The organism is Rhizobium sp. 16-488-2b (genome assembly GCF_017741815.1).
Classification (GTDB): Bacteria; Pseudomonadota; Alphaproteobacteria; order Rhizobiales; family Rhizobiaceae; genus Rhizobium.
The window spans coordinates 351,921-367,436 of record NZ_JAGHMF010000007.1; the positions used below are offsets into that span (position 1 = coordinate 351,921).

The 15,516-nt window shown below is 60.8% G+C and carries 13 protein-coding genes; 7 read left to right on the forward strand and 6 right to left on the reverse strand.

Translation table 11 applies throughout. From position 1 onward, the window contains the following. Positions 1-86: 86 nt before the first annotated feature. From J5286_RS07995 to J5286_RS08010, 4 genes are all read left to right on the forward strand, one after another. The gene (locus J5286_RS07995; protein ID WP_018900195.1) at positions 87-368 is read left to right on the forward strand and encodes a DUF1467 family protein; all 282 of its coding nucleotides are present in this window, start codon (positions 87-89) and stop codon (positions 366-368) included. Positions 369-944: 576 nt separating this feature from the next. Beyond that, positions 945-2,267, forward strand: coding sequence for a proline--tRNA ligase (gene proS, locus J5286_RS08000; RefSeq protein ID WP_018900194.1), 1,323 nt, complete (start codon positions 945-947; stop codon positions 2,265-2,267). Positions 2,268-2,286: 19 nt separating this feature from the next. Beyond that, entirely contained in the window at positions 2,287-3,594 is a 1,308-nt protein-coding gene (locus J5286_RS08005; protein ID WP_113238568.1) for a lipoprotein-releasing ABC transporter permease subunit, read from the forward strand. Between the two features lie 14 nt (positions 3,595-3,608). Then, a complete protein-coding gene (locus J5286_RS08010; RefSeq protein ID WP_209189866.1) occupies positions 3,609-4,292 on the forward strand; it encodes an ABC transporter ATP-binding protein in 684 nt (227 codons plus the stop codon). Positions 4,293-4,318: 26 nt separating this feature from the next. On the opposite strand, the gene J5286_RS08015 is transcribed toward J5286_RS08010, so the two are convergent. After that, on the reverse strand, positions 4,319-4,894 hold the full coding sequence (locus tag J5286_RS08015; protein ID WP_209189867.1) for a hypothetical protein: 576 nt from the start codon (positions 4,892-4,894) through the stop codon (positions 4,319-4,321). A gap of 302 nt (positions 4,895-5,196) precedes the next feature. Between J5286_RS08015 and dnaE the strand changes: the two genes are divergently transcribed. Next, positions 5,197-8,694: a DNA polymerase III subunit alpha gene (gene dnaE / locus J5286_RS08020; RefSeq protein ID WP_209189868.1), complete on the forward strand. Its 3,498-nt coding sequence runs from the start codon at positions 5,197-5,199 to the stop codon at positions 8,692-8,694. A 267-nt stretch (positions 8,695-8,961) separates the two neighbouring features. Here dnaE and J5286_RS08025 read toward each other — a convergent pair whose 3' ends face one another. From J5286_RS08025 to J5286_RS08040, 4 genes are all read right to left on the reverse strand, one after another. Next, positions 8,962-10,197 (reverse strand): L,D-transpeptidase family protein, encoded by a 1,236-nt coding sequence (locus J5286_RS08025; protein ID WP_209189869.1) that lies wholly within the window; start codon positions 10,195-10,197, stop codon positions 8,962-8,964. 95 nt (positions 10,198-10,292) lie between these two features. Beyond that, complete coding sequence (locus J5286_RS08030) at positions 10,293-11,582, reverse strand: DNA polymerase IV (RefSeq protein WP_209189870.1); 1,290 nt, start codon at positions 11,580-11,582, stop codon at positions 10,293-10,295. Between the two features lie 70 nt (positions 11,583-11,652). Next, positions 11,653-12,321, reverse strand: coding sequence for a hypothetical protein (locus J5286_RS08035; protein ID WP_209189871.1), 669 nt, complete (start codon positions 12,319-12,321; stop codon positions 11,653-11,655). A gap of 2 nt (positions 12,322-12,323) precedes the next feature. Then, positions 12,324-12,632: a DUF3572 domain-containing protein gene (locus J5286_RS08040; RefSeq protein ID WP_209189872.1), complete on the reverse strand. Its 309-nt coding sequence runs from the start codon at positions 12,630-12,632 to the stop codon at positions 12,324-12,326. Positions 12,633-12,767: 135 nt separating this feature from the next. Here J5286_RS08040 and J5286_RS08045 point away from each other — a divergent pair, with 135 nt between their 5' ends. Both J5286_RS08045 and J5286_RS08050 read left to right on the forward strand, forming a co-directional pair. Beyond that, a complete protein-coding gene (locus J5286_RS08045) occupies positions 12,768-13,139 on the forward strand; it encodes a response regulator (RefSeq protein WP_018900184.1) in 372 nt (123 codons plus the stop codon). Positions 13,140-13,157: 18 nt separating this feature from the next. Then, positions 13,158-14,525: a PleD family two-component system response regulator gene (locus tag J5286_RS08050; RefSeq protein ID WP_112979529.1), complete on the forward strand. Its 1,368-nt coding sequence runs from the start codon at positions 13,158-13,160 to the stop codon at positions 14,523-14,525. 735 nt (positions 14,526-15,260) lie between these two features. On the opposite strand, the gene rpmG is transcribed toward J5286_RS08050, so the two are convergent. Next, positions 15,261-15,428 (reverse strand): 50S ribosomal protein L33, encoded by a 168-nt coding sequence (gene rpmG / locus J5286_RS08055; protein ID WP_018900182.1) that lies wholly within the window; start codon positions 15,426-15,428, stop codon positions 15,261-15,263. Between the last annotated feature and the right edge of the window lie 88 nt (positions 15,429-15,516).

The window sequence follows — 15,516 nt, forward strand, 5'->3', positions numbered from 1 at the left end:
ACAAGCCTCTCAACACCGCTTTGTATCGTCGCTGTTCCGTCTTATAAGGGCGGTGGCCCGATGCGGCCGCTTGGGTGGGAGATCTTATGCTGCAGACATTTCTACAGGGCTTTGCCGTCTACTTCATCGTATGGTGGATGACGCTCTTTGCCGTCTTGCCGATCGGCTTGCGGACGCAGGCGGAGGACGACGATATCGTGCTCGGCACCGTGCACAGCGCGCCAACGCGTTTTCGGCCGCTCTTCACCTTCTCGCTGACGACGCTGGTCTCCGCCGTCATCTACACCCTCTGGTATGTCTCTTCGACCTATTTCGGCTGGGGCTTCGATGCCCTTCCGCAGATCGGCCCGTCATTCTCTAACGTCTAAGGGCGTTTGCTCAGCAATTGAGCAGATGCGAGAGAAGGTGCGTCATACGCGTGTCATCAAGTTGCGGCATGGAGGTGCCGTAACGGAATGGGCAGATTACGTTGCGGAAGATGGGCGTTTCGAGCGAGGGACGCAGTGTCGAAAAGCCAAAAAAAAACAAGGCTAAAAGCCTTGTTTTAAGTATCGCGTGATCCTTAACCGTTACCGGGGCTGCGACAAGCGCGCCTAAGATCTGATCCTCCCAAGACTTGACCGCGAAAATGGTAGGGATTTGAACTCCCTGCCTGTTTTGTGGGCTAAAGCTAGCTCAAAGATTGTGCTTTGTCATCAGATTTTTTTGCATTTTTGCTACACTCGAGTAAATTTTTTCTGTTGATAAGAGTTTCGCGCAAGTCATTATAATTTCGCCGCTTTCTTGGTTTCTTCGGTTTGCGGGCTCCAACTTGCTCTAAGAGAAGCCTGTGGAAATCCCTCGCGGGTTTCCTTCCTGCCGCGAAGCGGTTATGAACGCTGCCAACATTGTGATTGCCTTCGATTCCGCTATTTGGCGGCGTCTCAACAGCTCTGGAATTCGCCATGCGTCTGTCTCGCTACTTCATGCCCATCCTCAAGGAAAACCCCAAGGAGGCAGAAATCGTCTCCCACCGGTTGATGCTGCGCGCCGGCATGATCCGGCAGCAGTCGCAGGGGATCTACTCCTGGCTGCCGCTGGGCAAGCGCGTGCTCGACAAGGTCAACAACATCATCCGCGAGGAGCAGAACCGCTCCGGCGCCATCGAGCTGTCGATGCCGACCCTGCAGTCGGCCGAGCTCTGGCAGGAAAGCGGGCGCTATGACGCCTACGGCAAGGAGATGCTGCGCATCAAGGACCGCCAGGACCGTCCGATGCTGTACGGCCCGACCAACGAAGAAATGGTCACCGATATTTTCCGGTCTTCGGTCAAGTCTTACAAGGACTTGCCGCTGAACCTCTATCACATCCAGCTGAAGTTCCGCGACGAAATCCGTCCGCGCTTCGGCACCATGCGCTCGCGCGAATTCATGATGAAGGATGCCTATTCCTTCGACATGACCCGCGAAGGCGCCGAGCATTCCTACAAGAAGATGTTCGCGGCCTATCTGCGCACCTTCGATCGTCTCGGCCTGCGCGCCATTCCCATGCGCGCCGACACCGGCCCGATCGGCGGCGATCTCAGCCACGAGTTCATCATCCTTGCCGACACCGGTGAATCGGAGGTCTACAGCCACAAGGATTTCGTGAATTTCGATATCCCCTCGGTCGACACCAACTTCGACGACGTCGCCGGCCTGGACGCGATCTTCAAGAAGTGGACCTCGGTCTACGCCGCCACCTCCGAGATGCACGACGAAGCTGCCTTCGACGCTATCCCCGAGAGCGATCGCCTTTCCGCGCGCGGAATTGAAGTCGGTCATATCTTCTACTTCGGCACGAAATATTCCGAGCCGATGGGCGCCAAGGTGCAGGGACCGGATGGCAAGGAACACGCCGTCCACATGGGTTCTTACGGTATCGGCCCGACACGCCTTGTTCCCGCCATCATCGAAGCATCGCATGACGAGAACGGAATCATCTGGCCGGCCTCGGTCGCGCCTTTCGATGTCGTCGTGATCAACATGAAGGCCGGCGACGCCGCTTGCGACGCTGCCTGCGAGAAGATCTACGCGGAGCTCTCCAAGGCCGGCGTCGATGTTCTCTATGACGATACCGACGATCGCGCCGGCACCAAGTTCGCAACCGCGGACCTGATCGGCGTGCCCGTACAGATCATCGCCGGCCCGCGCGCGGTCGCGAACGGCGAAGTGGAAGTCAAGGACCGCAAGACCGGTGCCCGCGAAACGATGACCATCGACGCGGCAATCAATAAGCTCTTGGGCTAAGAAGAAGGCGGGAGGCGAAATGGCAGACGCAGCGGTGAGCCAGCAGGGATCCAAATCCGGCTCGGCTGCGGCCAGCAGGCCATTTTCCGCTTTCGAGCGACTTGTGGCGTGGCGCTATCTGCGCGCACGCCGCAAGGAAGCCTTCATCTCGGTGATCGCCGGCTTCTCCTTCATCGGCATTATGCTCGGCGTCGCGACGCTGATCATCGTCATGGCCGTGATGAACGGTTTCCGAACCGAACTGATTTCGCGCATCCTTGGCATCAACGGCCACATGATCGTGCAGCCGGTCGATGGTCCGTTCACGGATTATCCGGCGCTGACCGATCGCCTGGGCGCCGTGCCCGGCATCAAGGTGGCGCTGCCGCTCGTGGAAGGCCAGACGCTGGCCTCGGGTGCCGGCGGTGCCGGCACCGGTGCTCTGGTTCGCGGCATTCGTGCCGAAGACCTGAGCAAGGTTAAAACCGTCTCCGACAACATCAAGTCCGGCGACCTCGTCGGCTTTGCGGCGGGCCAGGGCGTTCTGATAGGCTCGCGCATGGCCGACCAGCTCGGCCTGCAGGCGGGCGACAATATTACGCTGATATCACCGGAAGGTGATGTGACGCCAATGGGCATCAATCCTCGCGTCAAATCCTACAAGGTCTCGGGCATCTTCGAGATCGGCATGTCGGAATACGACGCGACGATCATCTATATGCCGCTCGAGGAAGCGCAGCTCTATTTCAACGCCGAAGGGCTGGTACAATCGATCGAGCTCTATGTCGACAATCCCGACAATATCGACGAGCTGCGCCCCAAGGTGGAGGCCGCCGCTGGCCGCCAGATCGCGATCACCGACTGGCGCCAGCGCAACCAGACGTTCTTCTCGGCCCTACAGGTCGAGCGCAACGTCATGTTCATGATCCTGACGCTGATCGTTCTTGTTGCCGCGCTGAATATCATCTCCGGCCTCATCATGCTGGTGAAGGACAAGGGCAGCGATATCGCGATCCTGAGAACCATGGGCGCGAGCTCCGGCGCCATCATGCGCATCTTCTTCATGACGGGTGCGGCGATCGGCCTGGTCGGCACCTTCGCCGGCGTACTGCTCGGCGTCATCGTCTGCATCAATATCGAGAAGATCCGCGCGTTCTTCTCCTGGCTATCGGGCACGGTGCTGTTCGACCCGCAGCTCTACTTCCTCAGCCAGCTGCCGGCCAAGATGGAGGTCGGCGAAACGGTCTCCGTCGTCGTCATGGCGCTGACGCTGTCTTTCTTCGCGACAATCTTCCCCGCATGGCGTGCTTCCAAGCTCGATCCCGTGCAGGCCCTGCGCTACGAATAAGGAATGCTGATTACATGAAGCGGAATACCGTTCTCAAGCTTTCCGGCGTCGAGCGTCACTATGGCCAGGGAGAGACCCAGCTTTCGATCCTGAAGAAGGCCGACCTGACCATCAATAGCGGCGAGATCGTCGCGCTTGTGGCTCCATCAGGCACCGGCAAGTCGACCCTGCTGCATTTGGCGGGCCTGCTCGAACATCCAGACGGCGGCGAAGTCACCATCAGCGGCAACGCCTGCAATGGCCTCTCCGACGACAAGCGCACCGCGATCCGCCGCAGCGAGATCGGCTTCGTCTACCAGTTCCACCACCTGCTTCCCGAATTCTCGGCGCTCGAAAACATCATGATGCCGCAGATGATCGCTGGTCTGCCGCGCAAAGAAGCCAAGGTGCGGGCAGGGCAGCTGCTCGACTATATGCGCATCGGCCACCGCGGCGCCCATCGTCCGGGGGAACTCTCTGGCGGTGAACAGCAGCGCGTGGCGATCGCCCGCGCCGTCGCCAACGCGCCGAGCCTTCTGCTCGCCGACGAACCAACAGGCAATCTCGACCCCGAGACCGCCAGCTACGTCTTCGAAGCCCTGGAGGCATTGGTACGCCAGTCCGGCCTCGCGGCCCTGATCGCCACCCACAACCACGAACTCGCGGCCCGCATGGACCGCCGTGTCACCATTGCCGACGGCAAGGTCGTGGATTTTTGAGATTTCACTGTCGGGTCAGGACCAATCTAGCCGCCGCAGATTGACCGTCCGGTTTCGTCCTTCCAGTCGGCAATCGTGATGGTGCGTGCCTCGGCCTTCGCATCCTTGCCGTCGCGCTGCAGCTTGCCGGTGAGCGCATTGTAGTCGCACGAGCCGCCGCCATCCGGATTTAGCGTGTCGTAATGGCTGTAGGTGTAGCCGGCGACGACGAACTGGTTGTTGCGGTAGGCAAGCGTCAGCGTCTGCTCCCAGCGGTCGCGGCCGATGGCGCTGTTCTGCGAATGGATGGCGATCGAGCTCTTGCCGGCCGCCTTGATCGACGGCTCCTGGCCATAAATCCCCTCAGCCACCGTGGTTCCCCAGATCTTGCCGGGTGCGCTGGTCGCGAGCCGCAACAGGTCGTGGTCGTCCCGCAGATAGATGTAGACGCCGAGCTGGTCGTCGGCGGCATCATCGGGAGCCTCGGCGAGCAATGCCAGATCCGGTTTGCCATCGCCGTTCCAGTCGCCGACCGCCACATCGACGATGCGCGCCGGATCAGGATCCGCGGCGAAGGCCGCGTTGGCTGAAAGCAGGACTGCCACAAAGATGAATCGACGCATGCTCGCCTCCCGTTTGCCGTTAACCAAACAGAAAACAATCCTGTTGACAACGGAACAAGAGCGGAACAAAATAAAAACATAAGAGCACAGGAGAGCCAAATGACTGACATGATCCGCGATATCGCAGCATTCACCTCCATCGCAATGTTCATTGCCAGCTTCTCTTTGATCTGCATGGCAATGTAAGAATAACGGGGACCGCATGGCTGTCATGCGGTCCGATGGTACCCGCCTCTCTGGACATCGACGTCCCCAAATCCGACAATGCATCCGATTCATACGGATGCGCGGAAAGGCATATCATGGCGGGCACTGAAAACGGCGCGAGCGACTTCATCGGCGGTACGCCGGGCTTCGTTCACCTGCGTGTGCACTCCGCCTTCTCGCTGCTTGAGGGGGCGTTGCCGCTCAAGAAGATTCTCTACAAGGCATCGGGCGATAGCCAGCCGGCGATCGCCATCACCGATACCAACAATCTGTTCGTCGCACTGGAATTTGCGCAGAAGTCGATGGACGAAGGCCTGCAGCCGATCATCGGCTGCCAGGTCTCCATCGATATGGAAGACGGGCTTGAGACCGAGCGCCGCGGCGGCCAGCAGCAGCTGGCGAAACTGCCGTCGATCGTGCTTCTGTCGGCCACCGACGCCGGCTATGAACGGCTGGTGGATCTCGTCAGCCGCGCCTATCTCGGCGGCGAGGGAGGCGGGCAGGCGGTCCACATCAAGGCGTCGTGGCTGGACGAGCTCGGCACCGAGGGGCTGATCGCGCTCACCGGCGCATCGACCGGTCCGATCGATATGCCACTGAAAGAGGGGCACATCGCGCCGGGGACCGCGCGCTTGCTGTCGCTGAAGGACAAGTTCGGCGACCGGCTCTACATGGAGCTTCAGCGCCAGGGCACCTACGACAAGCGCCATGAGCAACGGGTGATCGGCCTTGCCTATGAACACGAGATCCCGCTGGTCGCGACCAACGAAGCCTTCTTCCCGACGCGCGACGATTATGACGCACACGACGCGCTGATGGCCGTGGCGCACAATGCCATCGTCTCCGACGACACGCGTTTTCGCCTGACGCCGGATCACTATCTGAAGAGCCGCGCCGAGATGGTGAAGCTCTTCGCCGATCTGCCCGAGGCGCTGGAAAATACGGTGGAGATCGCCCGCCGCTGCTCCTTCGTCCTGAAGACCCGCAAGCCGATCCTGCCGCGCTTCACCGGCGCCACCGCGGATCCGGAAGAGGCCGAGCGTGCCGAATCGCTGGAGCTTCGCCGTCAGGCGGTCGAAGGTCTCGACATGCGCCTCGCAACGCTCGGCATGTCGGCGGGCTATGAGGAGAAGGATTACCGCGATCGCCTGGAGTTCGAGCTCAGCGTTATCGAGCGCATGAAATTCCCGGGTTACTTCCTGATCGTTGCCGACTTCATCAAGTGGGCCAAGCTGCAGGATATTCCCGTCGGCCCAGGCCGTGGATCCGGCGCGGGCTCGCTGGTCGCTTATGCGCTGACTATCACCGATGTCGATCCGCTGCGCTTCTCGCTGCTCTTCGAACGCTTCCTCAATCCGGAACGCGTCTCGATGCCCGACTTCGATATCGACTTCTGCCAGGATCGCCGCGAAGAGGTGATCCGCTATGTGCAGAAGAAGTATGGCCGCGAGCAGGTGGCGCAGATCATAACCTTCGGTTCGCTGCAGGCGCGCGCCGCCCTCCGCGACGTCGGTCGCGTGCTTGAAATGCCCTACGGCCAGGTCGACAAGATCTGCAAGCTGGTGCCGAACAATCCGGCCAACCCGACACCGCTGTCGAAGGCGATCGAGGAAGAGCCGAAGCTGCAGGAAGAGGCCGACAAGGAGCCCGTCGTCGCCCGGCTGCTGGATATCGCGCAGAAGATCGAAGGCCTCTACCGTCACGCCTCGACCCACGCCGCCGGTATCGTCATCGGCGACCGCCCGCTGTCGAAGCTCGTGCCCATGTACCGAGATCCGCGCTCCGACATGCCGGTCACCCAGTTCAACATGAAATGGGTCGAGCAGGCCGGTCTCGTCAAGTTCGACTTCCTCGGCCTGAAGACGCTGACCACGCTGAAGGTCGCCGTCGACTTCGTCGCCAAGCGCGGCATCAAGGTTGATCTCGCCGCCATCCCGCTGAATGACAAGCTGACCTACGAGATGCTCTCGCGCGGCGAAACGGTCGGCGTGTTCCAGGTGGAAAGTGCTGGCATGCGCAAGGCGCTGATCGGCATGCGGCCCGACTGCATCGAGGACATCATCGCGCTCGTGGCGCTATATCGTCCGGGTCCGATGGAAAACATCCCGACCTACAATGCCCGCAAGCATGGCGAGGAAGAGCTCGAATCGATCCATCCGACCATCGATTATCTGCTGAAGGAAACGCAGGGCGTTATCGTCTACCAGGAGCAGGTCATGCAGATCGCTCAGGTGCTCTCGGGCTATTCGCTCGGCGAGGCCGATCTTCTGCGCCGCGCCATGGGTAAGAAGATCAAGGCGGAGATGGACCAGCAGCGCGAGCGCTTCGTCGTCGGCGCCGTCAAGAATGGCGTGTCGAAGCCGCAGGCCGATAACATTTTCGAGCTTCTGGCGAAGTTTGCCAACTACGGCTTCAACAAGTCGCACGCCGCAGCCTACGCCATCGTCTCCTACCAGACGGCCTACATGAAGGCGCATTATCCGGTCGAGTTCCTCGCCGCCTCGATGACGCTCGACATGTCGAACACTGAAAAGGTCAACGACTTCCGCCAGGATGCCAAACGCCTCGGTATCGAGGTGATCGCGCCCTCCGTGCAGACCTCGTTCCGCCACTTCCAGACCGGCGACAACCGCATCTACTACGCGCTGGCGGCGCTGAAGGGTGTCGGCGAATCGGCCGTCGATCATATCGTCGAGGTGCGAGGCGACACGCCGTTCGCCAGTCTCGAGGATTTCTGCCTGCGCATCGATCCGAAGCAGGTGAACCGGCGCGTGCTGGAAAGCCTGATCTTCGCCGGCGCCTTCGATTGCTTCGAGCTCGATCGCGCCCAGCTTTCGGGCGGCATAGATCGCATCATGGGCTATGCCCAGCGCGCCCAGGAAAACAAGCTGAGCGGCCAGTCGGATATCTTTGGCGGCGTGTTGTCATCGGGCCCGGAAAAGATCTCGATGCCGCCTTTCTCGCCTTGGCTGCCCTCTGAGCGCCTGCTCAAGGAGTTCCAGGTTCTCGGCTTCTACCTGACGGCCCATCCGCTCGACAGTTACAGCAGCGTCCTGGAAAAGATGCGCGTCCAGACCTTCGGCGATTTCGCGGCAGCCGTAAAGCAGGGGGCCAGCAATGCGCGTCTTGCCGGGACCGTCATTTCCAAGCAGGAGCGCAAGACGCGCACCGGCAACAAGATGGGCATCATCGTCTTTTCGGATTCATCAGGCCAGTTCGAAGCGGTGCTCTTCTCGGAGATGCTGAACCAGTATCGCGACATGCTGGAATCGGGAAAATCCTTCGTCATCACCGCGACCGGCGAAGAGCGGCCCGAGGGCATCGGTCTGCGCATCCAGACGATCCAGTCGCTGGAGGAAAAGTCGCTGCAGATGCAGAAGGCGCTGCGCGTCTATGTCCGCGATTCCGGCCCGCTACGCGCCGTTGCCGCCCACCTCAACGCCAGGGGCGACGGCCTCGTCTCCTTCATCGTCATCAAGGAAGATGGCAAACGCGAGATCGAGGTGGAGCTGGCGCAGAAATACAGGATCACGCCCGAAATCGCCGCCGCCATGCGCTCGGCACCCGGCGTGATCGACGTCGAGCTGGTTTAGAGCCTTTCCTGGTTAGATTGAAGCATTCTGCCGGAGCAGGTTTTCGTCAGGGCAAAGGCGATTGGCGAAGGGCATACCTCGGGTACGGTCGAGCCGATCGCCTTTGCCTTGGCGGAAAGATGCCCGGCCCCTGCGGGGTTGGCTGAAACGGGCCGCCTGATCGTCCGGCCGGCTTGGCCGTATGCGTTGGCTACGACGCGCGCCGGCCGGACGACCATCCAACTCCGTTTGAGCCAACAGAATGCTTCAATCTAACCAGGAAAGGCTCTAACCGCGCGTTAGCGTGATGAAGTCGGTGCCCTGACCGGTCTCCGGGCCGACGCCGGTGTCGGAGATCGTCAGCGTCGATCCCGACGTCAGCATGGAGTCGATCCGTTGCCTGGTGTCATCGGGAATGGTGATCCGGCCGAGCGCGTTAAGGATCGGCGTGCCCGAGATGATCGAGCTTTCCATCGTGCTGATCCCAAGCCGCTTCATTGTCTGGCTGGTCAAGGTGTTGGGCAGCGTCACGCCCAGCCACTCGGTGGTGCCGTCTTCGAAGTTCACCTCGTGCGCGCTGAAGAAATGGGTCCCGAGCGCCAGTTCCGGTTGGGCGATCGTCACCGGCGCCTCGAACACCTGCTGGAATCCCTGCCGCACCATGATCACGCCATTTGGCGGCTCGCCCTTGCCGGCGGCGCTGTAGACTGCGCGCAGCAGATCGTCACTGATGAGTGACTTGGCGGCATCGGGGTTCATCGGATGCTGCTTCTTGAACTCGCCGATCGCCTGCACCGTCGCCGGCCCGAGGTAGCCGTCGGCGTTGCCGACAGCAAATCCAAGCTCGGCGAGATAGGTCTGCAGGTCGATGATGGTTTCGCGCTGCGCCCGGCGGGTGATCAGGATCTTCACCGGCTGGTCGTTGACGGGCGCCACGATCGGCTGCACCTGCAGCCGCGGCATCGCCACCTCGTTCATCGCTACCTGCACCGGCAGCGAGCCGATCGCCGGCCGGAGTTCGACGTCGGACAAAAGCGGCGCCGGTGGCGGCGCGTGCGGGCTGAACAGCGTCGGGTGATCGACCGGCTCCGGCGCAAGCTGCGCGTCGGTGATGATAACGGGCACGCCCATCTCGGTCATCTTGTAGAGCTGCTTCGCGAACGCGTCGGGCATGCGCACGCATCCGTGCGAGGCGGGATAGCGCGGCACGGAATTCGACTGGTGGAGCGCGATGCCCGACCATGTCAGCCGCTGCATGAACGGCATCGGCGCGCCCGAATAGATGTTTGACTCGTGGTAGGTCTGCTTCTCGATCACCGAGAAGATGCCGCTCGGCGTGGTGTGGCCGGATTTCCCGCTCGATATTTTCGACGTGACGATGACATCGGCGCCATCATAGACGGTCAGCGATTGCTTGCTCTTGGAAACGAAGATCTGCAGCGCCCGCGCGTCCGTGGCGAACGCGGGGTGCACGAGAGCGGTGGCCGACAGCAAGCTGAGCCCGAAGACGAGACGCGAGAACATTTGAACCCAACCGATACGCAATACTACGTGCCGGAGCGTAATGCTCGAAACTTAAGGAAGATTTGAAATGAGCGATCCCGAGTAGGGCTCACATATTATTGATTGCGCTTGCTTCCGAACGTATAGCCGGTCTCGACCGTGCCCTTGCCGAACTTGTCACGCAGCTTGTCCATGGCGGCTTCGGCCGCGGCCCGTCGCCCGGATTGAACGTCGATCAGGTCGGGCGGATCGGCGCGCGTGGGGTCGCAAAGGTCGGTCACGCCGATGCCGATTAATCGGAACTTGGTTCCGTCCGTCTCCTTCTGCAGCAGTTCGATGCCGGTGCGGAAAATACGGTCGGCAAGCTGCGTCGGGTCCTCCAGCTTGCGGTTGCGCGTGCGCGACTTGAAGTCCGCCGTCTTCATCTTCAGGACGACCGTGTGGCCAGCAATGTCGCCCTTCTTCAGGCGCCAGGCGACCTTCTCGGAGAGATTACGCAACACTGGAACGAGCTCCTCATATCGCGAAATGTCGTCGAAGAAGGTCGTCTCGGCCGAAACGCTCTTGGCGGGATCGTTGAGATGCACATCGCGGTCATCGATCCCGCGCGACAGCCGCGACAGCCGCTGCCCCATGGTGCCATAGCGGCGCATCAGGTCTGTCTCGTTCATGGTCTGCAACTGGCCGATGGTGCGGATGCCGTCGGCCTCCAGCGTCGCGGCGAAGGCCTTTCCCACGCCCCAGATCGTCGTCACCGGACGCGGCGCCAGAAACGAAACCGCCTCTTCGCGGCCGATCACCGAGAATCCGCGCGGTTTCTGCAGGTCGGAGGCCACCTTGGCCAGGAACTTGCAGTAGGAAAGCCCGATCGAAACGGTGATACCGATCTCCTTCTCGACGCGGCGGGCGAATTTCGCCAGCGTGCGCGCCGGCGGGTCGTTGTGCAGCCGCTCCGTGCCGCCAAGCTCCAGAAACGCCTCGTCGATCGACAGCGGCTGAACGAGCGGCGTCAGCTCCTGCATCATCGCCCGCACCTCGCGGCCGACCTTGACGTATTTCTCCATGTTGGGAGGGATCACCACCGCCTGCGGGCAGGCCTCCAGCGCCTTGAACATCGGCATGGCGGAGCGCACGCCGTAGATCCGCGCGACATAGCAGGCCGTCGACACCACGCCTCGCTTGCCGCCACCGATGATCACGGGCTTGTCGGCCAGCTCGGGATTGTCGCGCTTCTCCACCGAGGCATAGAAGGCATCGCAGTCGATGTGCGCGAGCGTCAGGCCGTAGAGCTCGTCGTGGCGCACGAGGCGAGGGCTGCCGCAGGCAGCGCAACGTCGTCCCTCCGCCTTCTGCTCGGCAAGGCAGTCGCGACAGAAGCCCGGTGTCTTGGCAGGATTGGCGGTCATCGACGGGAACAAAGGTTGAACATCGCGACATTACGCTCTAAGTTCCAGAGTCTCAAGAGGATGTCGGCGCTTATGCGCTGGTTTTACCCAGCGTCGTCGTGGTCGAGAAATGCCGCCGCATCAACTCGGCCGCATGCGTCCAATCGGACGCCTGTACGATTGTGCCGGTGGGCGGCGGCGCGAATGGCTTGAAATCGGCATTCGCCATCATGTTGAGCAGCAGGCAATCCGGCACATGGTCGGCAACGGAAAGGAGGTTGCGTTGAATATCGTCGATAAAGGCGACGGGCAGCTCCCGGCGGTCGTGCAGCGCAGCCACGATCGGCCCCTTCGGCTGTTCCGAGGCGATCATGTCGAAGCACAGATCGAACCGGTCGAGAAGCTTGCGGCGCACCTCGTGGTGGCGCGGCGGCATCGCTGTGAGAAAGACGATGTCGGCATCGGCGGCCAGCGCATGCAGCGTTTCGACGGCAAGCTCCGCCGGCTCCTGCCACAGGTCCTGGGTCGCAAAGAATATCTCGTGGAAGCGGTCGAACGCCTCCCGCTCCATCTCTGCGCCGTCAAGACGCGAGACGATATTGCCGTGCAGCCGGAAGGAGCGCGGCAGGAGATCGTAATCATGCGAGCGCAGGAAGCGGGTGAGGGGCGAGAGAAATTCCAGCACCACTTCGTCGATGTCGCAGACGATCAGCGGGCGATCACCGAGGCGTACCTGAGAGGGATCGGTGACCACGCTCATGATCAATACTCGCCCGAGCCGAGGCCGGCAGGCGAGAAATGCTGCCAGGCGGCATTGAGCACCTCCGGCGGCGTACCGCTCGCCTGGCAAAACGCCAGCGCCGTCGGCTCATGCTGCATCAGGAAGTCCATCATGCCCGAGAGGAACCCCGGATCGTTCACCGCGTTGCGAACCTGTGCCGGCTCGACCCCCGTCAGCGCCAGGAAACGGCCAAACAGATCAGGTTCGTTTGCGAGCCAGGCGAGAACTGCGATGGCCGTCTCTTGCGGGTCGGCGGCGCGTTGCTTTGAAGTCTTGAAGTTGCTCTGCATTTCTTGCGGTAAATTACCTATTTTTCAACCAAATACCGATAGCGTGCCGCAATCGGTTTCATGGCGGCCGGTGCGCTAGCGGGTTCATTTCCGCACGGCGAAACGGTTTTCATGACGGACTTAGGATCGCGTTCGATGCCCAAACAAGTGATGATTGTAGAGGATAACGAGCTCAACATGAAGCTCTTTCGCGACCTCATAGAGGCGTCCGGCTACAGGACCATCCAGACCCGCAACGGTATGGAAGCGCTGGATCTTGCCCGCAAGCATCGCCCCGATCTGATCCTCATGGATATCCAGCTTCCTGAAGTTTCCGGGCTCGAAGTCACCAAGTGGCTGAAAGAGGACGACGAACTCCACGTCATTCCCGTCATCGCCGTCACCGCCTTCGCGATGAAGGGTGATGAGGAACGCATTCGCCAGGGCGGCTGCGAGGCTTATGTCTCGAAGCCGATCTCCGTTCCGAAGTTCATCGAGACGATCAAGACCTACCTGGGCGACGCCTGATAGATCGGAAAGAAGCTTATGACCGCGCGCATTCTCGTCGTTGATGATATCCCGGCAAACGTGAAGCTGCTCGAAGCGCGGCTGATCGCCGAATATTTCGACGTGCTGACGGCGTCCGACGGCTATCAGGCTCTGGCGATCTGCGAACGCAACCAGGTCGATCTCATCCTGCTCGATATCATGATGCCGGGCATGGACGGCTTCGAAGTCTGCGAGCGGCTGAAGTCCAACCCGAAGACATCCCATATTCCCGTCGTCATGGTGACCGCGCTCGATCAGCCTGCCGACCGCGTGCGTGGCCTGAAGGCCGGCGCCGACGACTTCCTGACCAAGCCGGTCAACGATTTGCAGCTGATCGCACGCGTCAAGAGCCTGCTGCGGCTGAAGACGCTGAGCGACGAATTGCGCATCCGCGCCCAGACGGCGCACACGATGGGCATCGACGAATTGCTGCGCGCCGATCAGCGCGGCGAGGAGGGCGGCCAGATCATGCTGGTGGATGGCCGCGCCAATTCGCAGGAGCGGATCATCAAGGCGCTGAAGCCGATCGGTAACGTGTTTGCCATTTCGGATGCCCAGGCCGCCATCTTCGAAGCATCGGAAAATCCGTTCGACCTCGTGATCGTCAATTCCAATATCGACGACTACGACCCGCTCAGGCTTTGCTCGCAGCTCCGCTCGCTGGAGCGCACCCGTTTCCTGCCGATCCTGATCATCACCGAGCAGGGCGATGACGAGATGGTGGTGCGCGCGCTCGATCTTGGCGTCAACGACTACATCGTCCGCCCCGTCGATCCGAACGAACTGGTCGCCCGTAGCCTCACGCAGATCCGCCGCAAGAACTACAATGACCGCCTGCGCGCCAACGTGCAGCAGACGATCGAACTCGCGGTCACCGATCCGCTGACCGGCCTGAGCAATCGACGCTATCTCGACAATCACATCAGCACGCTCTTCAACCGCTCGATGGCGCGCGGTCGCCCGCTGTCGGTGCTGATCGCCGATATCGATCGCTTCAAGCAGATCAACGACACCCACGGCCACGATGCCGGCGACGATATCCTGCGCGAGTTCGCCAATCGCGTCCGCTCCACGGTTCGCGGCGCCGATCTCGCCTGCCGTTACGGTGGCGAGGAGTTCGTCGTCGTCATGCCCGACACCTCGCCGGAGATCGCGGCCTCGGTGGCCGAGCGTCTGCGCGGCGTCATCGAAAGCGTACCTTTCGTAGTGAAGGGCACAGGCCAGGAGCTGCAGGTGACGGCATCCTTCGGCATCGCCTCGCGCACGCCGCAGGTCATCACGCCGGGCCATCTGCTGAAGCAGGCCGACGTTGCGCTTTATGAAGCGAAGAACGGCGGTCGCAACCGAGTCGTCGCCGCAGCCTGATTTTGGCATCGGCCGTTTAGCGCCCAGAACCCGCAGCGCATTGATCATCCACAGAAAGTTGAACGGGGCCGGTCCGGCCCTGTGCGCGGATTAGCCGCAAGTAGTAGTGCTGGGTTTTAACCTCGGCACTGGCCGCGACGGCCGATCTAGGCCAGCACAGGCGTTGTCGACATCAGAAGAAAATGTGAGGAACCATCACTTTGCTTGGCCTGGTCGGCGGATTTTGATGGTTTTCAGGCTGTTTCGTCGGTCTGCAAGCGCGAAGACTACTCGCTTATATTGGCCGTCTATTCTTGCTGCCGGATCTTATTCTAGCGCGAGCTGGCCGAAAATTATGCGAAACGGCGTCCCAAATCGGGACTTTTAACCATAAAATCAAGCTAATAAATCTCATCATTAAGAATTTGTTGATTTTCTTTCATTTTCGCGCGAATGATCAATACATAGAAATAAGCACTCCCTATGCGGGGTGCGCTGATACCCCATGATGCTCAGGTCCGCCGCATCTCCTGGGTCGTGGGGTCGGTCGGTCGGCAAGCAACACTTGCGGTTCCTCGTGCCGCGTTGCCTGTTGGCCGACCCCCTTTCGTAAAACGCCGTCCTCTCCGTTGAAACGGGCAGGGCGGCGTTTTCATTTGTGCTCTCTAGTCGAACTGGCTGCGGCCGTATCGCAGGCAACAAAAAAGCGCGCAGCCTGGTGGCGCGCGCTTCTAAGTGGTCTACAGGATCAAGAAATTACTTGATCTTGGTTTCCTTGAACTCGACGTGCTTGCGAGCAATCGGGTCGTACTTCGTCTTCGTCATCTTGTCCGTCATCGTACGGCTGTTCTTCGTCGTGACGTAGAAAGAACCTGTGTCGGCTGTCGACAGCAGCTTGATCTTGATTGTTGTAGCCTTGGCCATGGTCGTCCTGCCTTTAATGAAATGAAAGCCGTTGGAATCCGTCTAGGCGCCTCGGCTAATTCTGGCGCGAAACTACGAATCTAGCTTG

Excerpts from the sequence above, each read along its gene's own strand:
- J5286_RS08050 (WP_112979529.1), top strand. The coding sequence starts at position 13,158 with ATGACCGCGCGCATTCTCGTCGTTGATGATATCCCGGCAAACGTGAAG.
- J5286_RS08045 (WP_018900184.1), top strand. The coding sequence starts at position 12,768 with ATGCCCAAACAAGTGATGATTGTAGAGGATAACGAGCTCAACATGAAG.
- J5286_RS08005 (WP_113238568.1), top strand. The coding sequence starts at position 2,287 with ATGGCAGACGCAGCGGTGAGCCAGCAGGGATCCAAATCCGGCTCGGCT.
- rpmG (WP_018900182.1), bottom strand. The coding sequence starts at position 15,428 with ATGGCCAAGGCTACAACAATCAAGATCAAGCTGCTGTCGACAGCCGAC.
- proS (WP_018900194.1), top strand. The coding sequence starts at position 945 with ATGCGTCTGTCTCGCTACTTCATGCCCATCCTCAAGGAAAACCCCAAG.
- J5286_RS08040 (WP_209189872.1), bottom strand. The coding sequence starts at position 12,632 with ATGCAGAGCAACTTCAAGACTTCAAAGCAACGCGCCGCCGACCCGCAA.
- J5286_RS08015 (WP_209189867.1), bottom strand. The coding sequence starts at position 4,894 with ATGCGTCGATTCATCTTTGTGGCAGTCCTGCTTTCAGCCAACGCGGCC.
- dnaE (WP_209189868.1), top strand. The coding sequence starts at position 5,197 with ATGGCGGGCACTGAAAACGGCGCGAGCGACTTCATCGGCGGTACGCCG.
- J5286_RS08035 (WP_209189871.1), bottom strand. The coding sequence starts at position 12,321 with ATGAGCGTGGTCACCGATCCCTCTCAGGTACGCCTCGGTGATCGCCCG.
- J5286_RS08025 (WP_209189869.1), bottom strand. The coding sequence starts at position 10,197 with ATGTTCTCGCGTCTCGTCTTCGGGCTCAGCTTGCTGTCGGCCACCGCT.
- J5286_RS08030 (WP_209189870.1), bottom strand. The coding sequence starts at position 11,582 with ATGACCGCCAATCCTGCCAAGACACCGGGCTTCTGTCGCGACTGCCTT.
- J5286_RS08010 (WP_209189866.1), top strand. The coding sequence starts at position 3,609 with ATGAAGCGGAATACCGTTCTCAAGCTTTCCGGCGTCGAGCGTCACTAT.
- J5286_RS07995 (WP_018900195.1), top strand. The coding sequence starts at position 87 with ATGCTGCAGACATTTCTACAGGGCTTTGCCGTCTACTTCATCGTATGG.